Genomic DNA, 23,141 nt, shown 5'->3' with positions numbered 1-23,141 from the left:
TCTTAGGAACATCGGGGGCCTTGGAAAAGCCCTTTATGGCCCATTTTCCCGCTGTCCCACGTTTTGCAGGCGGGGTCGGCGGGAACGGGAATTGCACGGCGCGGACGGATCGGATTTAAGGGCAAAACACTCGTAATTGAAGGCCCATTTCCTTGCACGAATTGACCAAAATGGCCGCTTCGCCCCGCCCCGAGCTGCATGTCGCGACCGAGGGGGAATTTGCGGGCTGGCAGACCTGGATTCGCGACAGCTTTGAGAACCATATCGGCCCCTTCTGGCACCGCCTGGAGGCGGACGGCAGCGTCCGTTGCGCCTTCCGGGTCGAAAAGAAGCACCTGAACGGCTCCGGGAACGTCCATGGCGGCTGCTTCATGGCCTTCGCCGATTACAGCCTGTTCGCGATCGGCCGCCACGCGCTGAACGGCAAAGGCGTAACCGTCAATTTCGCCTGCGAATTCCTCGATGCGGGACATGAGGGCGAACTGATCGAGTGCACCGGCGAGGTCACCCGCGCCGGCAAGTCGCTGATCTTCCTGCGCGGGCAGATGACCGCCGGCGAGCGCCTTCTGTTCACCTTCTCCGGGACGATCAAGCGGGCGAAGTGGAAGTCGCTCCCTCAGCCAAACGCATAGCTCGGCGCCTTCCCTTTTGCCGCCCCCTCGCCCAGACTTGGGCTGAGCGCGTTCGCGCCGGGGAGCAGAAACAAGGTGCCGCAGAGCACGTCGCCGAGGGGTCGCGCAGCGGCTTCCGCATCAATGCCGTTGCCGTCCATGGCCGCCACCGGCGCCCGCAACTGGCGCGACTACGCGCTGCTGTTCGCGCTGGCCTGCTGCTGGAGCTCGACCTATCCGCTCGCAAAACTCGCGCTGGACACGATCCCGCCCGTCACCTTCATCTCGGCGCGCTCGCTGATCGCCGCTGCCTTCCTGTTCGCGATCCTGTGGATGCGCGGCACCAAAATTCCCACCGACGCAAAAGCCTGGAAGCTGTTCGCGACCCAGCAGTTGATCAACTCCACCTTCCCGTTCCTGATCATCACCTGGTCGCAGCAATATGTGCCGGCCTCGAACACGGTGGTGCTGGCCTCGACCACGCCGATCTTCGCCTTCCTGATCACCTCGCTGATCACGCGGCACGAGCCGGCGACGCTGCTGAAGCTCGCCGGCGCGATCCTGGGCCTCGCCGGCACCGTCGCCATCGTCGGCCTCGACGCGCTGCGCGGCTTCGGGAGCGAGATCGTGGCGGAGATCGCGATCCTGCTCGCCACCATCTCCTTTGCCTGCGCGACCATCTTCGGCCTCAGGCTGTCCGAGTATGACCCGATGGTGGTGGCAGCCGGCTCGCTGCTGTTCGGCGGCCTAGTGCTGTTGCCGCCTTCGCTGATCATCGACCAGCCCTGGACCTTGCATCCGACACCGACGGCGATCGTCGCCACCATCGTCATGGGCATCGTCTCCAGCGCATTGGGCCTGATGCTGTTCTATGTCTGCCTCGGCCGGCTCGGCACGCTGACCACCAACGCGCAAGGCTATCTACGCATCCCGATCGGCGTCGGCCTGTCGGTGCTGCTGCTCGGCGAGAGTGTGCCGTCGAACCTGGCGCTGGGGCTGCTGCTGGTCATGGCCGGCGTCGCCGCGATGACGGTGCCGGCCGAACGACTGAAGCTGCGCTAAAGCATGATCCGGACCCGGAGGGCCGCGTTGGCGCAAAGTGCGAAGCAGTTTTCCGGAAAGATCATGCTTAAACAACAACCTAAAGCGCGATGACGATTCATCCAAATCTCATCGCGCTTTAGCGTGCGCCGATCAAGCAGCCATGTTTGGCTGCCGGAAGGCTGCTTCCATCTCGCGGCGCACCCGCACGGCGAGATTGTTGGGATCGTACTCCACGTCCTCCCATCTCAGGCGCTGACCTGGCTCGATATCGGTCTTGAGCTTGACTTGATGGGCGAGGCCGAGCGGCAGGTAGCCCTGCTTCAGTGAAGCATCGGCCGGGGTTTGCTTGCCCCAGACGCAGAAGCCGCCCTCGCCGTCGAGCATCTCGCCGGCCTTCAGCTTGCGCTTGGCGGTCGCGACCACGTCGGAGTTGAACACGATCGGCGCGCCGGTCGGCTCCCTGCGCAGCGCCGCGGAGGCGACGGAAATACCGAGCTCGAGCCCGATCATATGGATCGGCCGGTACAGCGAGGCATATTTGCCGGTCTTGTCCGGCAGCATGCTGTATTCGCGGAAACATTCCTCGGAATAGGCGCTGTCGGTCTCGAACACGACATAGGTCCCCATCACGAGGCTCTGCGGGACGTCGGTGCCGTCACGATAGACCGAGGACGTGACCTCCGTGACGCCCGACTTCTCCAGCATGCCGCCGTCGGATTTCGGCTTGCAGATCTCGGCGTGCTCGAACCGCGTCGCCGGCGGAAACGACAGGCCCTCGCTCTGCGCATGCAGGCCGGTCGCATTGCACACCGCCGTCATCTCGATGCCCGATTTGGTGCCGTCAACGAAGGAGTTGAACATCTTCGGATTGATCGAGTTGCGATCCTTGATCTTCATGTATTTGTCGAGGATGTCCCAGACCGTATCCGGCGTCGACTGGTGATAGGTCGGGTGGTAGCGGGTGCCCTTGCCGGCGGCGACGACCTTGAAGCCGGCCGCGCGCGCCCAGTCGACGTGATCGGCAATCAGCGCCGGCTGGTCGCCCCAGGCGAGCGAATAAACGACCCCGGCCTGCTTCGCCTTGCGCGCCAGGATCGGACCCGCAACCGCATCCGCTTCGACATTGACCATCACGATGTGCTTGCCGTTCTCGATCGCCTTCATCGCGAAGCGGATGCCGGCGCCGGGATCGCCGGTCGCCTCGATGATGACCTCGATGGCGGGATGGGTGATCAGCGCGTCGGCATTGTCGGTTACGACGGTGCGGCCATGCTTGAGCGCGTCGTCGATGGAGGTTGCCGCGTATTGCTCTTCCGGCCAGCAACCGAGCTTGAGCTGCGCGCGGGCGCGGGCGGTATTCAGGTCGGCAACGCCGACCAGATGCATGCCGTCGGTCTGGCGCACTTGCGACAGGAACATCAGGCCGAATTTACCGGCTCCGATCAGGCCAATGGTGACAGGCTTGCCGGCCGCCTTGCGCTCCAGCAGCATGCGATGGAGATTCATCTGGATTTCCTTGAAATGTTTCCTCGGGTGACGGCGTTGTTGCAGCCGTGACGTCCGGCCGCGCTCGCCTTGTACGGAAACGTTAGGCAGCGGCGAATCCGAGGGCAATTCAGATTATCTGCCGCGACGATGTAGGCGCGCTAAACAATCGACACAGCCTGCTGCGCGCTCCAGGCGTCGCGTTCCCCGCGCAGCCAGTCGAGGAAGGTGCGGGTCTTGCGGTGGCGCAGATGGCCGTGCGGGCAGACGATCCACTGCGTGGTCAGCGCGACCTCCGGCGGGTTCTTCACGGGGCAAACCAGGCGGCCGTCGCGGAGTTCGCGCCAGGCCAGCAGCTCGCTTTCCAGCCCGATGCCGAGGCCGTCGACGGCGGCGTCGATCGCCATGTGGCTGCGGTCGAACAGCACGCGCTTCCAGCGCTCCGCGGGCTCTATGCCGGCCTCGGTGAACCAGCGCGGCCATTGCATCTGCGATTTCACCGAATGGATCAGCCGGTGCTCGAGCAGATCCTGGGCTGCGAGGCTGCCCGCCGCAAAGGACGAGGGCGCGCACAGCGGAAAGAATCGCTCCCTGCCGAGGCTCTCGACGAACAGGCCGGGCCAGCCGCCTTCGCCGTGGCGGATCTCCAGATCGACATTCTCTTTGCGGAAATCGGTCGGCTCATTGGTGCCGTCGAGCCGCAATTCGATGTCCGGATTGGCATCGACGAAGCTCGCAAGCCGCGGCAGCAGCCATTTGCTCGATACGCTCGGTGCCGCGCGCACCGTCAATGTGGTGGCCGAGCGGATACCGCGGACATGCCGCGTCACATCGGTGACGTGCTCGATCTCGCGGCTGATCATCTCGAAATAACGCTCGCCGGCCTCGGTCAACGTGATGTTGCGCCCGACCCGCGAGGTCAGCGACGTGCCGAGATGCAGCTCCAGCGCCTGGATCTGCTGGCTGACGGCCGACGGCGTCACCCGCAATTCATCCGCTGCACGGGAAATGCTGCCTGCGCGCGCCACCGCGTGGAAAACGATGATGGCGCGGAACGGTATCTGCATCGGGAAACCTTTTAGGCCAGCTAAAGTGACGGCGAATATAATTCAATTGTCGTGCATGACCAGCGATCTAGGCTTCAGGCTCAAGGCCATCCGCGACAGACGGGTGCCGACGAGGAAACAGACGGCGCAAAGCGCCGGTCCGCCCGGGGGAAGGAACGCAAGGCTTACGCCCTTTCACCAGACAAGCGATTTTGACGACACCGGCGCAGCAAAGCCTGCGCGCGGCAACGAGCACGTGCGCCGAAGAAGGCGCGGCACGGGATCATCAGGGGAGGACGAGCGATGTCGGGCAAGAGCCACAGGATTTCACGCCGCAACTTCATGGTGGCGGCGGCCGCCGTTCCACTGGTCGCGATCCGCGCGCGGCCGGCCCAGGCGGCGGAGTTCGAGTACAAGCTCGCCACCGGCCAGTCGCTGACGCAGCCGATCAACACACGCCTCGATCAGGCCGTGAAGCGGATCAAGGAAGCGAGCGGCGGCCGGCTGGAGATCAAGTTCTTTCCGGCCTCGCAGCTCGGCTCGGACACCGATCTGTTGACCCAGATCCGCAGCGGCGGCGTCGATTTCCTCAACATCGCCGGCTCCGTGCTGTCGACGGTGGCCCCGGTCGCCGGCATCGCCAATGTCGGCTTCGCCTTCTCCGACTACAGCCAAGTCTGGAATGCGATGGACGGCGACCTCGGCAAGCTGATCGCGACGCAGATCGAGAAGACCGGCGCGCTGGTGATGGCCAAGCCCGCCGACAACACGTTCCGGCAGATCTCGTCATTCACAAGACCGATCAAGACGCCGGCCGATCTCGCCGGCTACCGCATCCGCGTGCCGGTGTCGCCGATCTTCACCTCGCTGTTCAAGTCGCTCGGCGCCAACCCGACCTCGATCAACTTCAACGAATTGTACACGGCGCTGCAGACCCATCTCGTCGACGGCCAGGAGAACGGCCTCGTCACCATCGAGGCCGGCAAGATCTACGAGGTGCAGAAATACATCTCCGAGACCAACCATATCTGGGACCCGTTCTTCATTCTCGGCAACCGTCGCTCGGTGAAGGCGCTGCCCGACGATTTGCAGGCGCTGGTCCGCAAAGAATTCGACCAGGCCGCCATTGAGCAGCGCGCCGATACCGCAAAGCTCAATCTGACGCTGAAGGACCAGCTGACCGCCAAGGGCATCACCTTCGAGGCCTCGGACAAGGAAGCCTTCCGCAAGGAGCTGTCGGCCGCCGGCTTCTACAAGGAATGGCGCGGCAAGTTCGGCGAGGACAATTGGAAGATTCTGGAGGCCGCGGCCGGAGCACTGGCATGAGCGCGGTCGTCGGCATGCCCGATGCGGTGACGCTCGGCGAAACGCAGGCGTTGCGCGGACGCTGGCTGGAGAAGGCGCTGCGCTGGCTGGTGGAGATTCCGGCGGCAATCGCGGTAGTCGCCGAGGTGATCATCCTGTTCGCCGGCATCATCGCACGCGGCGTGTTCCACCGGCCGATCATCTGGTCGGACGAGCTCGCCTCGATCCTGTTCCTGTGGCTGGCGATGCTCGGCAGCGCGATCGCCGTGCAGCGCTCGGCGCATATGCGCCTGACCTTCTTCACGTCGTATCTGTCGCCGCGGGCCGAGGCCTTGGCCTCGACGCTCGCGGCCGGCGGGGTCGCGCTGTTCCTCGCGATCATCCTGCATCCGGCGCTGGATTATGTGGAGGACCAGGCCTTCGTGGAGACGCCGGCGCTCGGCTGGTCCGGCATGGTTCGCGCCGCGGCTATCCCGGTCGGCTGCATCATCGCGCTCGCCAGTATCTGCCTCACCCTCGTCAAGCGGTCGGCGAAGGACCTGCTTGCCGTGGCTGTGCTGTTTGCGGCGGTTGCCGGCGTGCTCTATCTCGCAGGTCCCTCGCTGAAATCGCTCGGCAACTGGAACCTGCTGATCTTTTTCGTCGGCCTGCTCGGCTGCGCCGTGATGGCGGGCGTGCCGATCGCATTTTCATTTTGTCTGGCGACTGTCGCCTTCCTGCTGACCACGACCCGCACGCCGCTGCTGGTCGTGGTCGGGCGGATCGACGAGGGCATGAGCTCGCTGATCCTGCTCGCGGTGCCGCTGTTCGTGTTGCTCGGACAGCTGGTCGAGCAAACCGGCATGGCGCGCGTCATGGTCGCGTTCCTCGCCTCCATGCTCGGCCATATCAGGGGCGGGCTGTCCTATGTGATGCTGGGCGCGATGCTGCTGGTTTCGGGCATCTCCGGCTCCAAGACCGCCGACATGGCGGCGATCGCACCGGTGCTGTTTCCCGAGATGCGCAAGCGCGGCATGAAGGATGGCGAGCTGGTGTCGCTGCTGGCGGCCTCAGGCGCGATGAGCGAGACCATTCCACCGTCGATCGTGCTGATCGCGATCGCCTCCGTCACCGGCGTGTCGATCGCGGCGCTGTTCACCGCCGGCATCCTGCCGGGAATCGTGCTGGCCATCGTGCTTGCCTTCGTCGCGCGCTACCGGGCGGGCACCGAGGAGAACGCAGCGCTCAAGGTCGCGCGTGCGCCGATGTCGGTGGTGGCAAGGACGTTCTGGGCCGCGCTTCCGGCCCTGGCCTTGCCGTTCCTGATCCGCAGCGCGGTGGTCGAGGGCTTTGCGACCGCGACCGAAGTCTCGACCATCGGCATCGCCTATTGCCTCGTGCTCGGCCTGATCATCTATCGCGGCAGCCTCGCCTGGAAGAACGTGCTGCCGATGCTAGTGCAGACCGCCTCGCTGTCCGGCTCGATCCTGTTCATCGTGGGGGCTGCGAGCGCGATGGCCTGGGCGCTGGCGCAATCCGGCTTCTCGCATGATCTGGCGGCGCGCATGGCCGGAGTGCCCGGCGGGGCTTACGGCTTCCTGCTGATCTCGGTGGTCGCCTTCATCGTGCTCGGCAGCGTGCTGGAGGGCATCCCGGCCATCGTGCTGTTCGGCCCGCTGCTGTTCCCGGTGGCCGCAACGTTCGGTATCAACGAGGTGCACTACGCGATGGTGGTGATCCTCGCCATGGGGCTCGGCCTGTTCGCCCCGCCCTTCGGCCTCTGCTACTATGCCGCCTGCAGCATCGGCGGCGTGTCGCCGGATGCCGGCATGCGCAGGATCTGGATCTATCTCGCCTGGCTGTTCCTGGGCCTGCTGCTGATCACCTTCGTGCCCTGGATATCGCTGGTGTTTCTGTGAGGCTTCCAAGCTGACGCCATTCCGCCTGGCCCCCTTCAGGTCGAAAGCTGCTTCTCCGCGATCGACAGCCATTCGGCCTGCGCCTTGCGCAGATATTTTGGCGCGCGGCGCATCTGGATCAGGAGCTCGTTGAAGACCATGCGCGCTTCCGCGGTACGGCCGACCATCTGCAGCAGCATGCCGTAGCGCACCCGCGCTTCGGCGCCGGGGAAATAGCCGGCGAGAGCGTGATATTCCTCCAGGGCCTCGTCGAGCCGGCCGACCTCGGCGAGCGCGCGGGCATAGAGCAGATGCGCATCGGCGGAATCGAAGTCGGGCCATTGCTTCTGGAGATCGTCCAGCGTCGCCAGCGCGTCGGCCGGACGCTTGGCGGCAAACTCGGCCTGCGCCTTGCGAAACGCATAGGCGGGATCGTGGCCCATCGGCAGCTTCAGGATGTGATCATAGTGCGCTTCCGCTTCGCCGAACCGGCCGATACTTGCGCACTCTTCCGCCAGCGCCGCGCGGTTGGCGATGGTGTCGGCGTCAGCCAGCCGGTCCGACAGCTCGCGATAGCGTTTCTCCGGATCGAGGCGGTTGGCGACCCGTTGGCGCGCCTGCCGGGCACCGGGGCTGGAAAACCATTCGGGAATGAGCTCGACCGCGATATAGGCGAGCGCGCCCATCATCGGCACCAGCAGGATGATGAAGGCCCAGGGCCGCAGCCGCCCGGTCCGCGAGGCGTGGTAGATCAGCGTAAGATCGAGCAGCAGAACGACCAGGGCAACGGGCATGTGACATCCACGGGGCACAACGACAGCGCACGCTTCCTGATATCGCAACCGGCGCGGTTGAACAACCTGGAGTTGCCAGTCTTCGCAGAAATCCGCAGCACAGGACGCGCGCGCCGAGAGGGCGACGAGGAGTCAGTCGTTTCGAACCCAAGACAGGTTCACGGGATCGCAGCCAAAAGCGCTTACTGCTTGGCGTCGTCCGCCAGCATCTTCCGGTACTTCTCGACGTCGCGCGTCACCAGCTGCTGCAGCAGCTCCGGTGTATGCTCGTTGTCGTCAGGGGCGACGGTCGAGAGGTCGGCAAAACGCTTCTTCACCGCGTCGGTCTCGACCGCGGTGCGCGCCGCTGCGTTCAGCTTGGCGATCACGGCCGGCGGCGTGCCCTTCGGTGCGAACAGGCCGTTCCAGCCCTGCGCCTCGAACTCCGGCAGGCCGGCTTCAGCCGATGTCGGCAGCTCCGGCAGCGTCGCAAGCCGCACGGTCGAGCCGACCACGAGCCCCTTCACCAGCTTCTCGTTGATCGACTGCGAGACCGAGGCCGCGGCATCGCAGACGCCGTCGATCTGGCTGCCGACCGCATCGGTGAGCGCGGGGGCTGCACCGCGATAGCCGACCAGCGTCGCATCGATCCCGGCGGCGGTGACGAAGCTCTTGCAGATCAGATAGTTTGACGAGCCGACGCCGGCATGGCCGAGATTGATCTTGCCCGGATTGGCCTTGGCATAGGCGATGAACTCTTTCAGATCCTTGGCCGGAAAGTCCTTGCGCAGCGCGATGATGCCGAACGTCTTCGCCACCATCGCGATCGGCACGAAGGACTCCGGCGTAAACGGCAGCTTTGGATAGATCGTGTAGGTCGCCGCATTGGTGCCGGCATTGCCGATCGCAATGGTGTAGCCATCGGGCTCGGCGCGGGAGGCGCGCGCCAGCGCGGTCGAGCCGCCGGCGCCCGCAACGTTCTCGATCACGATGGTCTGGCCGAGCGCGATGCCCATCTGCTCGGCGACGGTGCGCGCGATCACGTCCGAGGTGCCGCCGGCCGCGAACGGCACGATCATGGTGATCGGACGCTTGGGATAGTCCTGCGCGAATGCGCAAGTTGCGAGCGAAAATGTTGCGAATGCCAGCGCCGCGACCGCGGCGAGAGCACGCTTCACCACGAACGGGATCACGCGGCCTTGTCCAGATGCTGGGCGAGGCCGGCGAACAGGCCGCGGCCGTCGGTGCAGCCCATGATGTCTTCGACGTGGTTCTCGGGATGCGGCATCATGCCGAGCACGTTGCCCTTGTCGTTGACGATGCCGGCGATCGAATGCGCCGCGCCGTTGATGTTGGCCGCCTCGTCGACCACGCCGTCGGCGGAGCAGTAGCGATAGAGCACCCGCCCCTCGCCTTCGAGACGCTTGATGGTTTCTTCGTCCGCCTCGTAATTGCCCTCGCCATGGGCGACCGGCACGCGGATCACCTGGCCGGCATTGTAACCGCGCGTGAACGGGGTATCGGAGCGCTCGACGCGCAGATGCACGTCGCGGCAGATGAATTTCAGCCGCGCATTGCGCATCAACACGCCCGGCAGGAGGCCGGATTCGCAGAGGATCTGAAAGCCGTTGCAGACGCCGAGCACGAGGCCGCCCTTGGCCGCGTAGTCGCGCACCGCATCCATCACCGGCGCACGCGCGGCGATTGCGCCGCAGCGCAGGTAATCGCCATAGGAGAAGCCGCCGGGCACGACCACGAGATCGGTGCCTGACGGCAGCGAGGTCTCGGCGTGCCAGACCATCGCCGCCTCGCTGCCGGAGATCAGCCTCAATGCGCGCGCCATGTCGCGCTCACGGTTGATTCCGGGAAAGACGAGGATGGCGGCTTTCATGGCAGAGGTTCCGACGGTGCTGGGAATCGGGCTGGCCAAAGGGCCAATTCGTCAGGAGACATAGCCATTTGACGGGGAATTTACCAGTGCTAGCCTCGCCGGGCGGCCTTGTACACAGGCCATAGCCACGGCACTTTCGCTGACGATTTTGCCCGGGATTGAAGCCATGAACGTCCCGTCGCTGCCCGCATCCCCCTCCGAGCCGGTGTCCGCCGAGGGCGTCGTCGCCGCCGGCGCCTATGTCGACGGCAGGCGCGTCGCCAATATCGCCATCAGCGAGGCCTCGAGCTGGCGGGCCAAGCCCGGCCACGTGGTCTGGATCGGCCTGCACGAGCCCGACATGGCGCTGCTCGGCGCGGTGCAGAAGCAGTTCGACCTGCACGAGCTCGCGATCGAGGACGCCAACCACGCCCATCAGCGGCCCAAGATCGAGCAATATGGCGAGGCCCTGTTCATCGTGGCGCGCACCGCGCAACTGGTCGAGGGCCGGATCGCCTTCGGCGAGACCCACATCTTCGTCGGCGACGGCTATCTGGTCTCGGTGCGCCACGGCGCCTCGACGTCCTACACCCCGGTGCGCGAACGCTGCGAAAGCTGCCCGCGGGCGCTCGCCCGCGGCGAGGACTACATCCTCTATGCGATCCTCGATTTCATCGTCGACAATTACTCGCCCGTGCTGGAGAGCATTCACGAAGAGGTCGAGGGCATCGAGGACGACGTGCTCGCCCACGCGATCACCAGGGCGCAGATCGAGAGGCTCTACATGCTGCGCCGTGACCTGTTACGGCTCCGCAACGCGATCGGACCGCTGGTGGAGGTCTGCCGCCGGCTCGAGCACGACGAGCTGTCGATGGTGCGCGCGACGATGCAGCCCCTGTTCCGCGACGTTACCGACCACGTCAGGAACATCCAGGAGCGCATCGATTCCATGCGCGAGGTGCTGGCCTTCGCCTTCGAGGCGAGTCTGCTGGTCGGTCAGGCGCAGGAGACGGCGGTCTCAAAGAAACTCGCCTCGTGGCTCGCGATCATCGCCATCCCGACCGCGCTCGCCGGCATCTACGGCATGAACTTCAAGCACATGCCGGAGCTGGAGTGGGAGTACGGCTACTACATGCTGCTCGGCGTGATGCTGGCGGCCTGCGGCGCGCTCTATTGGCGCTTCCGGCGGGTGGGATGGCTGTGAGGCGAAAGCATTCAACAGCTTCGTAGCCCGGATGGAGCGCCACAACCGGTCTCGCTCCTCATCCTGAGGAGCGCGCCCTTCGCGCGCGTCTCGAAGGATGAAGGCCGAGGTGCGAGAGCCGGGCCTGCATGGTTCGAGACGGCGCTTGCGCGCCTCCTCACCATGAGGGTTTGCAAACCGGGCTTAAACGATCTCGACCCGATAATTCTCGATCACGGTGTTCGCCAGCAGCTTGTCGGCGGCTTCCTTCAGCGCGGCTTCCGCCTTGGCCTTGTCGGCGCCGGCGAGCTCGATGTCGAACACCTTGCCCTGGCGGACGCTGGCGACGCCGTCGACGCCGAGCGACTTCAGCGCGCCTTCGATGGCCTTGCCCTGCGGATCGAGGATACCCGTCTTCAGGGTAACGGTAACACGTGCCTTCACGTCAAAATCCTCTTCAGCTCTTCACCAACACCGGGCCCGTGCCCTGCGGACGCTCGTTCTCCATGAGGATGCCGAGGCGCTTTGCGACTTCCGTATAGGCCTCGAGCAGGCCACCGAGGTCGCGGCGGAAGCGGTCCTTGTCGAGCTTCTCGTTCGACTTGATGTCCCACAGACGGCAGCTATCCGGCGATATCTCGTCGGCGACGATGATCCGCATCATCTCGTTCTCGAACAGGCGGCCGCACTCCATCTTGAAATCGACGAGGCGGATGCCGATGCCGAGGAAGAGGCCGGTGAGGAAATCGTTGACGCGGATGGCGAGCGCCATGATGTCGTCGATCTCCTGGGGCGTGGCCCAGCCGAAGGCCGTGATGTGCTCTTCCGACACCATGGGGTCGTTGAGCTGGTCGTTCTTGTAATAGAATTCGATGATCGAGCGCGGCAGCTGCGTGCCCTCCTCGATGCCGAGGCGCTGCGACAGCGAGCCGGCGGCAACGTTCCGCACCACCACCTCCAGCGGCACGATCTCGACCTCGCGAATCAACTGCTCGCGCATGTTGAGGCGGCGGATGAAATGGGTCGGCACCCCGATGTCGTTGAGGTGCTGAAACAGGTACTCCGAGATCCGGTTGTTGAGGACACCCTTGCCCTCGATCACCTGATGCTTTTTCGCATTGAACGCGGTGGCGTCGTCCTTGAAGTGCTGGATCAGGGTGCCGGGCTCCGGGCCTTCGTAGAGAACCTTTGCCTTGCCTTCATAAATGCGACGCCGACGGCTCATGGGGATGTACCGTGTTTTGTTGAAATCCATGAATTTGGTGTGCTCCGGTTGACTAGGATTACGACCCACAGCGGAGCTGCCGTGAACAGCCCGGAACCCATCCATAACCCAAGGAAACACCATGGAAACAGAACGGGAACCAAGCCTGCAGGCAACCTATCCGATTGGCTGTCCGAGCACAATCGATCCGGCCGTCCGGCACCAACTTATACCGTCTTGCCTGCGGCTTAACGGCTCGTTGTTTTGCCGATTCGTGCTCCTTATCTAGGCATGCGCCGGGGCCCCCGCAACGAGGGTCGCCGGGTCCAGTCAGCAGGGAATTGGAAGACGCATGAGCGAAATCAACAAGCGCCAGGAAGGCTTCGAGAAGAAATTTGCCCTCGACGAGGAGCAGAAATTCAAGGCGGAGGCCCGCCGCAACCGGCTGCTCGGGCTGTGGGCGGCCGAAAAGCTCGGCATATCGGGCGACGCCGCCACCGCCTACGCCAAGGAGGTCGTCGCGGCCGACTTCGAGGAGGCCGGCGATGCTGACGTCCTGCGCAAGGTCATGGCCGATTTCGCCGCCAGGAACGTCGCCGTTACCGAACAGGCGATTCGCACGAAGATGAGCGAGTTGCTCGCGGTCGCGGCCGCCGAGGTGAAGACCGGGAAATAATCCGTGAAATAATACGTTCAGGTCCGACGCCTGCGCGCAATGACCTTGCGCGCCGGCGGTCTCTTTCGGGCGTCCCGGCTGGTCGGAACATCGCGCCTGGCGTAGTCGCGGCGGATGGTTTCCAGCAGGCGCTGAGCGGCCGCGCTCAGGAAGCCGCCGCGACGCGTCACCAGCACGATATGCTGGTCCGCGGCGAGATCACCGACGGTGATCGTCGAGATCGCTCCCGCATGCAGCTCCTCCGCTACGTGGCTCTGCGCCAGTAGTGCAAGGCCAAAGCCCGCCTCCACGAGCCGCTTCTGCGCGGTGAGGCTGTCCACCGCCGTCCACTCCACGTCCCCGAGGCCTTGCGTCAGGAACAGCGCGAACACGTGAGCCGCTGCGATCTCGCGGCGGCCGCGCGTTTCCGGGAACGCGATCCAGCGTTCCCCACGAAGCTCGGCAAGCCGCTTCACGCGTTTGCCGGCAAGCGGATGATCGGATGCGCAGACCACCTGCAACGCCTCGCTCAGCACCAGCTCGCAGGCGAGATCGGCGGCGCGATCGGGGTTGTAACGCAGGCCGATCGTAGCCTCGCCGCGCCGGATGAGATCGCTGACCTCCGCGCTGGTCGCGGTGCGCAAGGCGAGCGCGACGGCGGGATTTTCCGCGGCAAATCGCTTCATGATGCCCGACAGCCGGCTGTCGGCGAGCGTGCCGGTCACGGCCAGCGAAACCGGCCCCGAATTCTGCTTGGTCAGCGCGCGTATCGCCTGTTCGGCGTCCTGCGCCGCCGCGACGGCGCGCTCGGCATAGGGGATCAGCACGCGTCCGGCATCGCTGAGCCGCGTGCGGCCCGCGATCCTCTCGAACAGGGGCACGCCGAGCTCCTGCTCCAGCAGCGCAATACGGCGCGAAATCGCCGGCTGCGAGCGATGCAGGAATTTCGCGGCGTTCGAGACCCCGCCCCTGCGATGAACGGTCAGGAAGGTGTTGAGGGCATCGCTGTCCATGGCGGACACCTCATGCAAAAAACTGATGGTACTGAGAGAAATAACAAATTTGGCGGATGGTGAGAATACTCCTAATGCTTGCCCCGCAGACAAGGTCAAGCGGAGACGAACCATGACGAGCCAACTGGACAAAGCGAAAGCGTTTCGCGCCCTGCACGAGCGGCCCGGCGCGTTCATCATTCCCAACCCCTGGGATGCCGGCACCGCAAGACTGCTCGCCGCCGCCGGCTTCGAGGCGCTTGCTACCACGAGCCTCGGCCTTGCCAACATGCACGGAAGCTCGACCGTTAGTCTCGATGCAATCCTCGAGAATTGCCGCGTGATCGCGCAGGCCACCGATCTTCCGGTCAGCGTCGATCTGGAAAACTGCGGCGCGCACGATCCGAGGCGCGCGGCGGAAGCGATCCGGCGCACCGCCGAGGCCGGTGCGGTCGGCGGCTCGATCGAGGACTTCACCGGAGACCGCGAGCAGCCGATCTACGACTTCTCGCTCGCGGTCGAGCGCGTGCAGGCGGCCGTCGAGACGGCGCGCTCGCTATCGATTCCGTTCACGCTGACGGCGCGCGCGGAAAACCTCCTGCACGGCCGCAACGATCTCGACGACACCATCCGGCGGCTTCAGGCGTTCGAGGCCGCGGGCGCGGATGTCCTCTACGCACCTGGAGTTTACGACCTTGCCACGATCAAGACGGTCGTCGGCTCGGTCGGAAAGCCGTTCAACCTCGTGATGGGTTTTGCCGATCCGACGCTGACGCTCGCGCAATTGTCGGCGGCCGGCGTCAAGCGCATCAGCGTCGGCGGTGCCATGTCGCGCTATGCGCTGGCCGCGTTCCTGAAGAGCGCGCGCGAGATGAAGGAGAACGGCTCCTTCACCTTTGTTCGCGAGATGGCACCGATCAAGGAACTGCGCGACGCCTTCGCGTCGGTCAGCCCTCCCTAATGCCGTATTCCGGCACGTTGCCGCTGGCGCCGTAATATTTGTACGGCAGGAATTTGCCCGACATCGTTATCTTGACGCGGTCGCCCTTCGGATTGGCGACGCGCTCGATGCCCATGTCGAAGTCGATCGCCGACATGATGCCGTCGCCGAATTCTTCCTCGATCAGCGCCTTCCAGGCCGGACCGTTCACCATCACCATCTCGTAGAAGCGGTAGATCAGGGGATCGGTCGGCGGCATCGGCGTGCCGGTGCCGCGCATCGGCACCTCGTTGAGCATGGCGGTCTCGGCCTTGGAGAGGCCGAACAGCTCGCCGGCGTTCGCGGCCTGCGGCTTCGTCAGCTTCATCTGGCCCATGATCGCGCCGACGATCAGCACCTCGGAATAGCCGCCGATCTTCTCGCAGATGTGTTTCCAGCTCCAGCCCTTCTCGCGCTTGATGTCGAGCAGTTTTTCGGTGAGGTCTTCGCGTTTCATGTTGGCGTCTCCTTGTTAAGCACTCAATCCGGGACTGGTCCCCGGCATCCAGGTCTGTCGTGGCTCTTCGCCATTTGATGCGATCGAGAGGCCGGGCTTGCCGATATGTATGACGGGCACGTTGCGCGGATCGTGATCGGGCTTTTCGGCCGTGAAGGTCTTGCTGCGCGTCACAAGGAAATCGATGATGTGATTGCGCAGCGCGTAGTAGAGCGGATGGCGGTGCAAATCGGTGCGGCCGCGATCCCTCGGCAACGGATTCTCGACGACCTCGGCCAGCACGGCGCCGGGACCGTTGGTCATCAGGAAAATCTTGTCGGCGAGGTAGATCGCCTCGTCGACGTCGTGGGTGATCATGAACGCGGTCTGCCCGGTCTCCAGGCAAATGCGCCGCACCTCGTCCTGGAGCGTGCCGCGCGTCAGCGCGTCCAGCGCCGAGAACGGCTCGTCCATCAGCATCATCTTCGGCGTGATCGACAGCGCCCGCGCGATGCCGACACGCTGCTTCATGCCGCCGGACAGTTCCGACGGTCGCTTGTGCTCGGAGCCGGTGAGCCCGACGAGATCGATGAATGTCTGCGCGTGCGCCTTCACCTTGGCGCGGTCCCAGCTGCGCCATTTCGAGCTCACGGCATAGGCGACGTTGCCGAGCACGGTGCGCCAGGGCAAGAGCGCATGGCTCTGGAAGATCACGGCGCGGTCGAGGCTGGTGCCGGAGATCGCCTGCCCGTCAACGATGACGGCGCCCTCGCTCGGCGCATCGAGGCCGGCGAGGATGTTCAGCACCGTGGTCTTGCCGCAGCCGGAATGGCCGATCACGCAACAAAACTCGCCGCGCGCCATGGAGAGCCAGAGGTTCTCGAACACGGTCGTCGTCGCGCCGCCGGCGCCGGGATAGCGCTTGGCGATGCCTTCGATGGAGATGAACTTGTCGGTCACAGCCCCTACTCCGGAAAGGTGACCATGCGCGTGAAGCGCGCGAGGATCTGGTCGAGCAGCATGCCGACGATCCCGATCAGGAGGATCGCGATGATCACGTTGGTGATCGAGAGGTTGTTCCACTCGTTCCAGACGAAATAGCCGATGCCGGTGCCGCCGACGAGCATCTCGGCGGCGACGATCACCAGCCAGGCAATGCCGATCGAGATGCGCATGCCGGTCAAAATCGTCGGCGCGGCCGCAGGGAGGATCACGGTGAAGGCGCGCCTGATGGTGCCGACCTCGAGCGTGCGCGCGACGTTGATCCACTCCTTGCGCACACTGGCCACGCCAAACACGGTGTTGAGCAGCATCGGCCAGATCGAGCAGATGAAGATCACGAAGATCGCGGAGACCGAGGAATCCTTGATGGTGTAGAGCGCCAGCGGCATCCAGGCCAGCGGCGAAATCGGCTTCAAGACCTGGATGAACGGATCGAGCGCCTTGCTCAGCAGCGGCGACATGCCGATCAGGAACCCGAGCGGAATGGCGACGAGCACCGCCAGCAGATAGCCGGTCCCGACGCGCGCAATGGAATACGCGAGCTGGATGCCGAGGCCCTTGTCGTTCGGCCCGTTGTCATAGAACGGCCGCTTCAGATGCTCCCACAGCTTAGCACCGACATCGAGCGGCCCGGGCATGGCGGATTTGCCCTGCGTTGCCGTGAGGCCCATCAGCTTGGCGTATTCCGGGCTCATCGTGGCGACAGGTGCCGTCGAGCGTGTGGCGAGATGCCAGATGCCGAGGAACGCGGCGAGCAGCGCGATCGAGACGAGGCCGGCGCGGAGACGGAGGGACGAGTTCATCGCGAAAACCCTCTCCCCACGTCGTCCCGGCGAAGGCCGGGACCCATAACCACAGGGAGGAGTTTGGCTAAGACTCGTTCGGTACTGCTACCTTTCGCGATCGATCGATCACGCGGTATGGGTCCCGGCCTTCGCCGGGACGACAGGGAAAGAGCGCCGCCCATCACGACTGCTTCCTGATCTTGAAGCTCGCCACATAATCCTCGGGCTTCGCCGGATCGAACGTCTTGCCCATCACCGCGAACGACTTGTAGCTGCTCGCCGGCGGCGACAGGCCCATCTCGGTCATCAGCTTCTTCGTATCGGTCGCCAGATAGACCTGCTCGGCGACCGCCTTGTAGTCGACGTCGCCCTTGATCTGGCCCCAGCGCTTCATCTGCGTCAGCATCCAGACCGCAAAGGACTGCCAGGGGAACGGATCGAAATCGACGCGCTTGGCATCGGTCTTCACCCCGCCGAGGCCGTCTGCATAGGTGCCGGTCAAGACCTGCTCCAGCACCGTCACCGGCGCGTTGATGTAGTTGGCCGGCGCGATCGCTTCCGCGATCTGCTTGCGGTTCTCCGCCTTCGAGGCATAGGCGGTGGCATCGACGATGGCGCGGGTCAGCGCGGCAAAGCTGTTCGGCGCCGTGGTGATGAACTCGCGGCTGGCGGCGAAGCTGCAGCAGGGATGGCCGTCCCAGATCTCCTTGGAGAGCAGATGCATGAAGCCGACGCCGTCATAGATCGCGCGCTGGCAGATGTTATCGGGCGCGAGGAAGCCGTCGATGTTGTCGGCGCGCAAATTCGCGACCATCTCCGGCGGCGGCACCGAGCGCAGTTGCACGTCGGTGTCAGGGTCGAGGCCGTGCTCGGCAAGATAATAGCGCAGCAAATAGTTGTGCATGGAATAGTCGAAGGGGATCGCGAATTTCAGGCCCTTCCAGTCCTTCGGATCGCGCTTGTCCTTGTGCTTGGTCGCGAGCACGATGCCCTGCCCGTTGATGTTCTCGATCGCGGGCACCGCGAAGGGAATCGCATTGGCGCCTAAGCCCAGCGAGATCGCGATCGGCATCGGCGCCAGCATGTGGGCGGCGTCGTATTCCTTGTTGATGGTCTTGTCGCGGATCACGGCCCAGCCGGCGGTCTTGACCACCTCGACGTTGAGGCCGTGCTTGGCATAGAAGCCCATCGGCGCCGCCATGATGATCGGCGTCGCGCAGGTGATCGGGATGAAGCCGACCTTGAGGTCCTTCTTCTCTGGCGCGCCAGCCTGCGCAAAAACCTCGGTCGCGGTCTTGAGCGGGAAGAACTGCGCGAGCGCCGCCAGCGCCGTGGACGCACCGACCGATTTCAGGAACGCGCGCCGCGCTACATCCTGCGGAAACATCGCGCGCATCACCGCGGAGGCGACGACGCCCTCGTAGCGCTTCTCCTCGCTCTCGACGGGATCGCAGCGGAGCGCTGAAGCCGCCGCCTGCTCGTGCTCTGCCGCGGAACGATGCTGGCCGCAGGCACAGCCGGCTCGAAGGTTGCGATCGGGATCAAACGGATTGTCGAACGTGGACATCGGCCCTCCTGCGCGTCATTGCGAGGAGGAATTACGCAAGGAGTGTGCCACCCCCTCAGGAGCGGCCAGTGCCTTGATGACGCAGCACTTTCGGTCACGCTTGGCCACTACGAAAACTCGTGATAAACGAGATTTCGTAGTTCAATTACGAGATTTCGCAATGGCAACGACGCCAATACCCGTCCACGACGACGTGGCCCTCGCCATCGACCCGCGCATCGCGGCGTTCGAATCCTCGGTCGAGGCGACACTGCTGGTCGATCCCTTCAGCGACCAGATCGTCGACGCCAATCCCGCCGCCTGTGCCCTGCTCGGCTACGACCGCGCGCTGCTGCGGCAGACCCGGGCCAGCACGCTCCATGCCGGCGAGCTGCCAGCCCTCACCGTCTTCACCCAGGCCGTGCTGCACAAGGGCGCCTACTGGACCACGGCGCTCAATCCCCGCCATGCGACGGGGCAAAATCTCCAGCTCGAATATTCCGGCTGCCTGCTGCCGCATGACGGCCGCTCGCTGCTGCTGCTCACGCTGACCGATCTCGAAGCGCGCCGCCGCCGCAATGTGGATGCCGCCGCCGAAGACCACATGCGCGGGGGCATTTCGACCTGGCAGCGGGTCGAGCGCGTGTTCCAGGACATCGAGCGCGAGAACCAGCTGATCCTGCGCGCTGCCGGCGAAGGCATCTATGGCGTGAACGCGGAAGGCAAGACCACCTTCGTCAACCCCGCGGCCGAGCGCATGCTCGGCTGGACCGCGGAAGAGCTGGTCGGCAAGGAGATCCACCCGATCGTGCACCACACTCATCACGACGGCCGCCACTATCACAACCACGACTGTCCGATCTATGCGGCGTTCCGCGACGGCGCCGTGCACCAGGTCGACGGCGAGGTGTTCTGGCGCAAGGACGGCTCGCCCGCCTGGGTCGAATACACCTCCACGCCCATTCGCGATCGCGGCGTGGTGGTCGGCGCGGTCGTGGTATTCCGCGACGTCAGCCAGCGCCGCGAGGCCGACGAGAAGCTCCATGCGGCCCTTGCCGAGGTCGATCGCCTGCGCGAGCGGCTAGAATTGGAAAATGCCTATCTCCAGGAAGAAATCCGCATCGAGACCAATCCGCGCGGCATCATCGGCCAGAGCGAAGCGATCCAGAAGACGCTGCGCCAGGTCAAGCTGGTGGCGCCGACCACCGCGGCGGTGATGATCACCGGCGAGTCCGGCACCGGCAAGGAGCTGATCGCGCGCGCCATCCACGAGGATTCCACCCGCAGCGACCGGCCGCTGATCCGCGTCAACTGCGCCGCGATCCCGCGCGAATTGTTCGAGAGCGAATTCTTCGGCCATGTCCGCGGCGCCTTCACCGGCGCGACACGCGACCGCATCGGCCGCTTCGAGCTCGCCGACGGCGGCACGCTGTTCCTCGACGAGGTCGGCGAGATCCCGCTCGAATTGCAGGGCAAGCTGTTGCGCGTGCTGCAGGAGGGACATTTCGAGCGCGTCGGCCAGGAGCGCACCCGCGCCGTCGACGTCCGCGTCATCGCCGCGACCAATCGCGACCTCAAGCAGGAGGTGCAGCGCGGCCGTTTTCGCGAAGACCTCTATTTCCGCCTCAACGTGTTCCCGATCGAGACCGTCCCCTTGCGCGAACGGCGCGAGGACATTCCCCTGCTCGCCCAGCATTTTTTGACGCGCGAGGGCAAGGCATTGAAGTCGAACCTGCGCCTATCCGAGGGCGATGCGCGGCGGCTCGCCCGCTACGACTGGCCCGGCAATGTGCGCGAATTGCAGAACGTGATCGAGCGCGCCGCGATCCTGTCGCAGAACGGCCGCCTGCGCATCGATCTGCCCGACACCTCCGGCGCGCAAGCGCCAAGCGGCGCCACGCGCCAGAAGGCCGACGCGCGCCCGGTGGTGATGACGTCAACCGAGATGCGCGACCACGAGCGCGCCAACATCCTGGCCGCGCTCGAGGCCTGCGCCGGAAAAGTCTTCGGCCCCGGCGGCGCTGCCGAGATGCTCGATATCAAGCCGACCACGCTGGCCTCGCGGATCAAGGCGCTGGGGATCGCGCCTCGTCCGCAAGCGGCCCATCCTTCGAGACGCCCGCTTTAGGCGGGCTCCTCAGGATGAGGGCGGAGTGTGCGGCAACAGTATCAACGGGCACTGCTGCCGCTTAGCCTCATCCTGAGGAGACCGCGAAGCGGTCGTCTCGAAGGACGAGGCGCGCGCTCAGGCCGCCTTGGTCGTCACACCAGATGCAATCGGCAATCCCTGCTCGATCGGCAGCGACGGATCGCGCGACCATTCGTTCCAGGAGCCGAAATACATCCGCACGTCCTTCACGCCCGCGTTCTTCAGCGCGAGGAATGTGTTCGAGGCCCGCGCGCCCTTGAAGCAGTAGAGATAGACCGGCGTCGTCTGCGAGATGCCGACGGTGGCGCATTCGGCCAAAATCTCGTCCTTGGACTTGAAGCGCGGGCCCTCCGCGGTCGGCTTCATCATGCGATACCATTCCAGCCACACCGCGCCGGGGATGCGGCCCTTGCGCGGACAGAAATCCTTCCCATACGGAGAAGAGCTGTCGCCGATCCACTCGTCGACGTCGCGCACGTCGAGGATGGCGATGCCGGGCTTGCCGACGGCACCCAGCATCGTCTTGGCATCGATCAGGATCTCACCCGCTTCCGGCACGATTGCGAACGAAGCCTTCGCCGGCGTCGGCACGTCCTTGGTCACCGGGAAGCCCGCGGCGGACCAGGCGTCGAAGCCGCCATGCAGCACCTTCACCTTGGGATAGCCGAGCATGGTCAGCAGGTAATAGCCGCGGCAGGATTGGCCGAAGCCCGAGTTCATCGACTGCTCGTAGATCACGGCTGTCTCTTTGCCGGAGAGACCGGCGCCGCCGAACGCATCAGCGAACTTGGTCTTCAGCTCGGCCATGCCCTCCGGCGTCGAGGTCGCGAGGAACGTAAAAATCTCATGCACGTTGACGGCGCCCGGCAAATGCCCGGCGGCATAGGCGTCGGGATTGCGGGTGTCGATGACGACACACGGCTCTAGCTTCAAGAGATCGGCGAGTTCGACGGCAGTGATCAGGACGTCAGTCATGGCAGCCTCTCCGTTGAGGTTGGGGGTCTCTGGGGTCGTCGTCTTAGGGTGGCGTCTTAGGTCTTCTTGGGGTGGACTCGTGGAACTCAGGACTCGGCGAGCATCTTGCGCAGTTGCTTGGTGGCCGGCGTGACGATCGCGACGAAATAGGCCTCGCGCAGGCGGCGCTGCGCGCGGTGGCTCTTGAGGTAGCCGCGGGCGCCACAATGCAGCATCGCCGCATGCGCCGCCGCGACGCTGGCCTCGCCCGCACGTAGGCGCAGCGCGATCACCTTGCGCCAGTAGGTCTCCTCCTCGTTGTAGGGATCGCGCGCCAGCGCCATGGTCTCCGCTTCGAGCTCGGCGGCGAGCTCGCGGAAATGCACCGGCTGCTGCGGCAGATAGCGGTTGATGTGGCCGAGCGGGTTATCCACCTCGTCCATGATGTTGATGCAGTCCCTGATGACGCCGAGCGCCATGCCGGCCTGGAGCAGGATGAAGCCGGCGCGGATCTTCTTGACGAAGGGCGCGGCGGGATCGGCGAGGATCAGCTCGTCCGGCACGAAGACGTCGCGGAACTGCACGCCGTAGGTGCCGGTGCCGTCCATCGCGAGGAACGGCTTGCACGGCGTCAGCGTGATCGCGGGGTCGGAGCAATCGGCCAGGAACATGACAGTGCCGGGCTCGCCACTTGCGATGCCCTGCTCGTCCTCGCGCTCGAAGATCGTGCCAAAGAAATGATCGGGGCCGAGATTGGAGACCCAGGGCAACGCGCCGCGCACGATGTAGCCGCCCTCGACCTTCTTCCCTTTCAGCTTGAGCTTCTCGATGCCGAAAAAGCTCTTCATCGGATTGGACAGCCCGGTGCCGCCGAGCACGCGCCCGGTCGAGAAGGCATCGCCGAAACGCCTGGCCAGCTTCAGATTGGTCGAATTGGCGGCGTACCAGACCAGCGTGTTCTGGCACCAGGCCATGAAGGCGGTGGCGCCGCAAACCTCGCCGATCGCCGCCATCGACTCGATCGCGCAGCGCAGATCCGCGGGACCTTCCAGGGGCATGTGACTGCCCCAGGCGCCGACCGCGCCGAACGCGCGCAGCACCTCGGCCGGATAGATCGAGCCGTCGTCGATGCCGGCGGCGAGCGGCGCGAGCTGCTCCCGCGCGATCCGCGCCACCTCCCCTGCAATGGACGGTGCGGGCTGATCCAAAACTTCGGCCCGCGATAAAGCCAGTGAACCCATGATC

Annotated in this window: 23 protein-coding genes; 8 read left to right on the top strand and 15 right to left on the bottom strand. The window is 64.9% G+C overall.

Translation table 11 applies throughout. The features are described 5' to 3' along the window. Window positions 1-152 precede the first annotated feature (152 nt). On the top strand, window positions 153-632 hold the full coding sequence (locus XH79_RS33185; RefSeq protein WP_271584412.1) for a PaaI family thioesterase: 480 nt from the start codon (window positions 153-155) through the stop codon (window positions 630-632). Here XH79_RS33185 and XH79_RS33180 read toward each other — a convergent pair. Then, on the bottom strand, window positions 617-772 hold the full coding sequence (locus XH79_RS33180) for a hypothetical protein (protein WP_212343311.1): 156 nt from the start codon (window positions 770-772) through the stop codon (window positions 617-619). The genes XH79_RS33185 and XH79_RS33180 overlap by 16 nt on opposite strands. On the opposite strand from XH79_RS33180, the gene XH79_RS33175 reads away from it, so the two are divergent. Next, window positions 708-1,673 (top strand): DMT family transporter, encoded by a 966-nt coding sequence (locus tag XH79_RS33175; protein WP_271584411.1) that lies wholly within the window; start codon window positions 708-710, stop codon window positions 1,671-1,673. The two genes, XH79_RS33180 and XH79_RS33175, sit on opposite strands and share 65 nt — an antisense overlap. 132 nt (window positions 1,674-1,805) lie before the next feature. Here XH79_RS33175 and XH79_RS33170 read toward each other — a convergent pair whose 3' ends face one another. Together XH79_RS33170 and XH79_RS33165 are read right to left on the bottom strand one after the other, a co-directional pair. Further along, complete coding sequence (locus XH79_RS33170; RefSeq protein WP_271584410.1) at window positions 1,806-3,161, bottom strand: NAD(P)H-dependent oxidoreductase; 1,356 nt, start codon at window positions 3,159-3,161, stop codon at window positions 1,806-1,808. A gap of 140 nt (window positions 3,162-3,301) precedes the next feature. Further along, window positions 3,302-4,207, bottom strand: a complete 906-nt coding sequence (locus XH79_RS33165) for a LysR substrate-binding domain-containing protein (protein WP_271584409.1) — start codon at window positions 4,205-4,207, stop codon at window positions 3,302-3,304. A 282-nt stretch (window positions 4,208-4,489) separates the two neighbouring features. On the opposite strand from XH79_RS33165, the gene XH79_RS33160 reads away from it, so the two are divergent. Further along, on the top strand, window positions 4,490-5,512 hold the full coding sequence (locus XH79_RS33160; protein WP_271584408.1) for a TRAP transporter substrate-binding protein: 1,023 nt from the start codon (window positions 4,490-4,492) through the stop codon (window positions 5,510-5,512). Continuing rightward, window positions 5,509-7,389, top strand: coding sequence for a TRAP transporter large permease (locus XH79_RS33155; protein WP_442869989.1), 1,881 nt, complete (start codon window positions 5,509-5,511; stop codon window positions 7,387-7,389). Before XH79_RS33160 ends, XH79_RS33155 begins: the two co-directional genes overlap by 4 nt. Window positions 7,390-7,424: 35 nt before the next feature. Here XH79_RS33155 and XH79_RS33150 read toward each other — a convergent pair whose 3' ends face one another. From XH79_RS33150 to purQ, 3 genes are all read right to left on the bottom strand, one after another. Further along, the gene (locus XH79_RS33150) at window positions 7,425-8,162 is read right to left on the bottom strand and encodes a tetratricopeptide repeat protein (protein WP_271584407.1); all 738 of its coding nucleotides are present in this window, start codon (window positions 8,160-8,162) and stop codon (window positions 7,425-7,427) included. Window positions 8,163-8,344: 182 nt separating this feature from the next. Further along, entirely contained in the window at window positions 8,345-9,334 is a 990-nt protein-coding gene (locus tag XH79_RS33145; protein ID WP_271584406.1) for a tripartite tricarboxylate transporter substrate binding protein BugD, read from the bottom strand. Continuing rightward, the gene (gene purQ / locus XH79_RS33140) at window positions 9,331-10,032 is read right to left on the bottom strand and encodes a phosphoribosylformylglycinamidine synthase subunit PurQ (protein ID WP_271584405.1); all 702 of its coding nucleotides are present in this window, start codon (window positions 10,030-10,032) and stop codon (window positions 9,331-9,333) included. The genes XH79_RS33145 and purQ overlap by 4 nt, the downstream gene beginning before the upstream one ends. Window positions 10,033-10,198: 166 nt before the next feature. Here purQ and XH79_RS33135 point away from each other — a divergent pair, with 166 nt between their 5' ends. Beyond that, on the top strand, window positions 10,199-11,215 hold the full coding sequence (locus XH79_RS33135) for a magnesium and cobalt transport protein CorA (RefSeq protein WP_271584404.1): 1,017 nt from the start codon (window positions 10,199-10,201) through the stop codon (window positions 11,213-11,215). A 183-nt stretch (window positions 11,216-11,398) separates the two neighbouring features. On the opposite strand, the gene purS is transcribed toward XH79_RS33135, so the two are convergent. Together purS and purC are read right to left on the bottom strand one after the other, a co-directional pair. Beyond that, window positions 11,399-11,638 (bottom strand): phosphoribosylformylglycinamidine synthase subunit PurS, encoded by a 240-nt coding sequence (gene purS, locus XH79_RS33130; RefSeq protein WP_014494125.1) that lies wholly within the window; start codon window positions 11,636-11,638, stop codon window positions 11,399-11,401. Between the two features lie 13 nt (window positions 11,639-11,651). Next, window positions 11,652-12,419 (bottom strand): phosphoribosylaminoimidazolesuccinocarboxamide synthase, encoded by a 768-nt coding sequence (gene purC, locus XH79_RS33125; RefSeq protein WP_172782948.1) that lies wholly within the window; start codon window positions 12,417-12,419, stop codon window positions 11,652-11,654. A gap of 331 nt (window positions 12,420-12,750) precedes the next feature. On the opposite strand from purC, the gene XH79_RS33120 reads away from it, so the two are divergent. Then, the gene (locus XH79_RS33120; protein WP_271584403.1) at window positions 12,751-13,074 is read left to right on the top strand and encodes a DUF1476 domain-containing protein; all 324 of its coding nucleotides are present in this window, start codon (window positions 12,751-12,753) and stop codon (window positions 13,072-13,074) included. Window positions 13,075-13,091: 17 nt separating this feature from the next. Here XH79_RS33120 and XH79_RS33115 read toward each other — a convergent pair whose 3' ends face one another. Then, window positions 13,092-14,066: a LysR family transcriptional regulator gene (locus XH79_RS33115; RefSeq protein ID WP_271584402.1), complete on the bottom strand. Its 975-nt coding sequence runs from the start codon at window positions 14,064-14,066 to the stop codon at window positions 13,092-13,094. A gap of 112 nt (window positions 14,067-14,178) precedes the next feature. On the opposite strand from XH79_RS33115, the gene XH79_RS33110 reads away from it, so the two are divergent. After that, window positions 14,179-15,006 (top strand): isocitrate lyase/PEP mutase family protein, encoded by an 828-nt coding sequence (locus XH79_RS33110; RefSeq protein WP_271584401.1) that lies wholly within the window; start codon window positions 14,179-14,181, stop codon window positions 15,004-15,006. Here the strand turns inward: XH79_RS33110 and cynS are convergent. The 4 genes from cynS to XH79_RS33090 all read right to left on the bottom strand — a co-directional run bounded on the left by cynS (window position 14,993) and on the right by XH79_RS33090 (window position 18,814). Then, window positions 14,993-15,481, bottom strand: a complete 489-nt coding sequence (gene cynS / locus XH79_RS33105) for a cyanase (RefSeq protein WP_271584400.1) — start codon at window positions 15,479-15,481, stop codon at window positions 14,993-14,995. The genes XH79_RS33110 and cynS overlap by 14 nt on opposite strands. A 15-nt stretch (window positions 15,482-15,496) precedes the next feature. Then, window positions 15,497-16,420, bottom strand: coding sequence for an ABC transporter ATP-binding protein (locus tag XH79_RS33100; protein WP_271584399.1), 924 nt, complete (start codon window positions 16,418-16,420; stop codon window positions 15,497-15,499). 5 nt (window positions 16,421-16,425) lie between these two features. Beyond that, entirely contained in the window at window positions 16,426-17,265 is an 840-nt protein-coding gene (gene ntrB, locus XH79_RS33095; protein ID WP_212343098.1) for a nitrate ABC transporter permease, read from the bottom strand. 163 nt (window positions 17,266-17,428) lie between these two features. Beyond that, on the bottom strand, window positions 17,429-18,814 hold the full coding sequence (locus XH79_RS33090) for a CmpA/NrtA family ABC transporter substrate-binding protein (RefSeq protein WP_271584398.1): 1,386 nt from the start codon (window positions 18,812-18,814) through the stop codon (window positions 17,429-17,431). A 160-nt stretch (window positions 18,815-18,974) separates the two neighbouring features. Here XH79_RS33090 and XH79_RS33085 point away from each other — a divergent pair, with 160 nt between their 5' ends. Beyond that, window positions 18,975-20,921, top strand: coding sequence for a sigma 54-interacting transcriptional regulator (locus tag XH79_RS33085; protein ID WP_271584397.1), 1,947 nt, complete (start codon window positions 18,975-18,977; stop codon window positions 20,919-20,921). A gap of 117 nt (window positions 20,922-21,038) precedes the next feature. Here XH79_RS33085 and XH79_RS33080 read toward each other — a convergent pair whose 3' ends face one another. Then, window positions 21,039-21,917, bottom strand: a complete 879-nt coding sequence (locus tag XH79_RS33080; RefSeq protein WP_271584396.1) for a sulfurtransferase — start codon at window positions 21,915-21,917, stop codon at window positions 21,039-21,041. Between the two features lie 86 nt (window positions 21,918-22,003). Then, window positions 22,004-23,137 (bottom strand): acyl-CoA dehydrogenase family protein, encoded by a 1,134-nt coding sequence (locus XH79_RS33075; RefSeq protein ID WP_271584395.1) that lies wholly within the window; start codon window positions 23,135-23,137, stop codon window positions 22,004-22,006. Between the last annotated feature and the right edge of the window lie 4 nt (window positions 23,138-23,141).

Origin of the sequence: Bradyrhizobium sp. CCBAU 45389 (assembly GCF_028128625.1) — a bacterium.
Taxonomy (GTDB): domain Bacteria; phylum Pseudomonadota; class Alphaproteobacteria; order Rhizobiales; family Xanthobacteraceae; genus Bradyrhizobium; species Bradyrhizobium liaoningense_B.
This window is presented reverse-complemented; position numbering and strand designations above follow the sequence as displayed.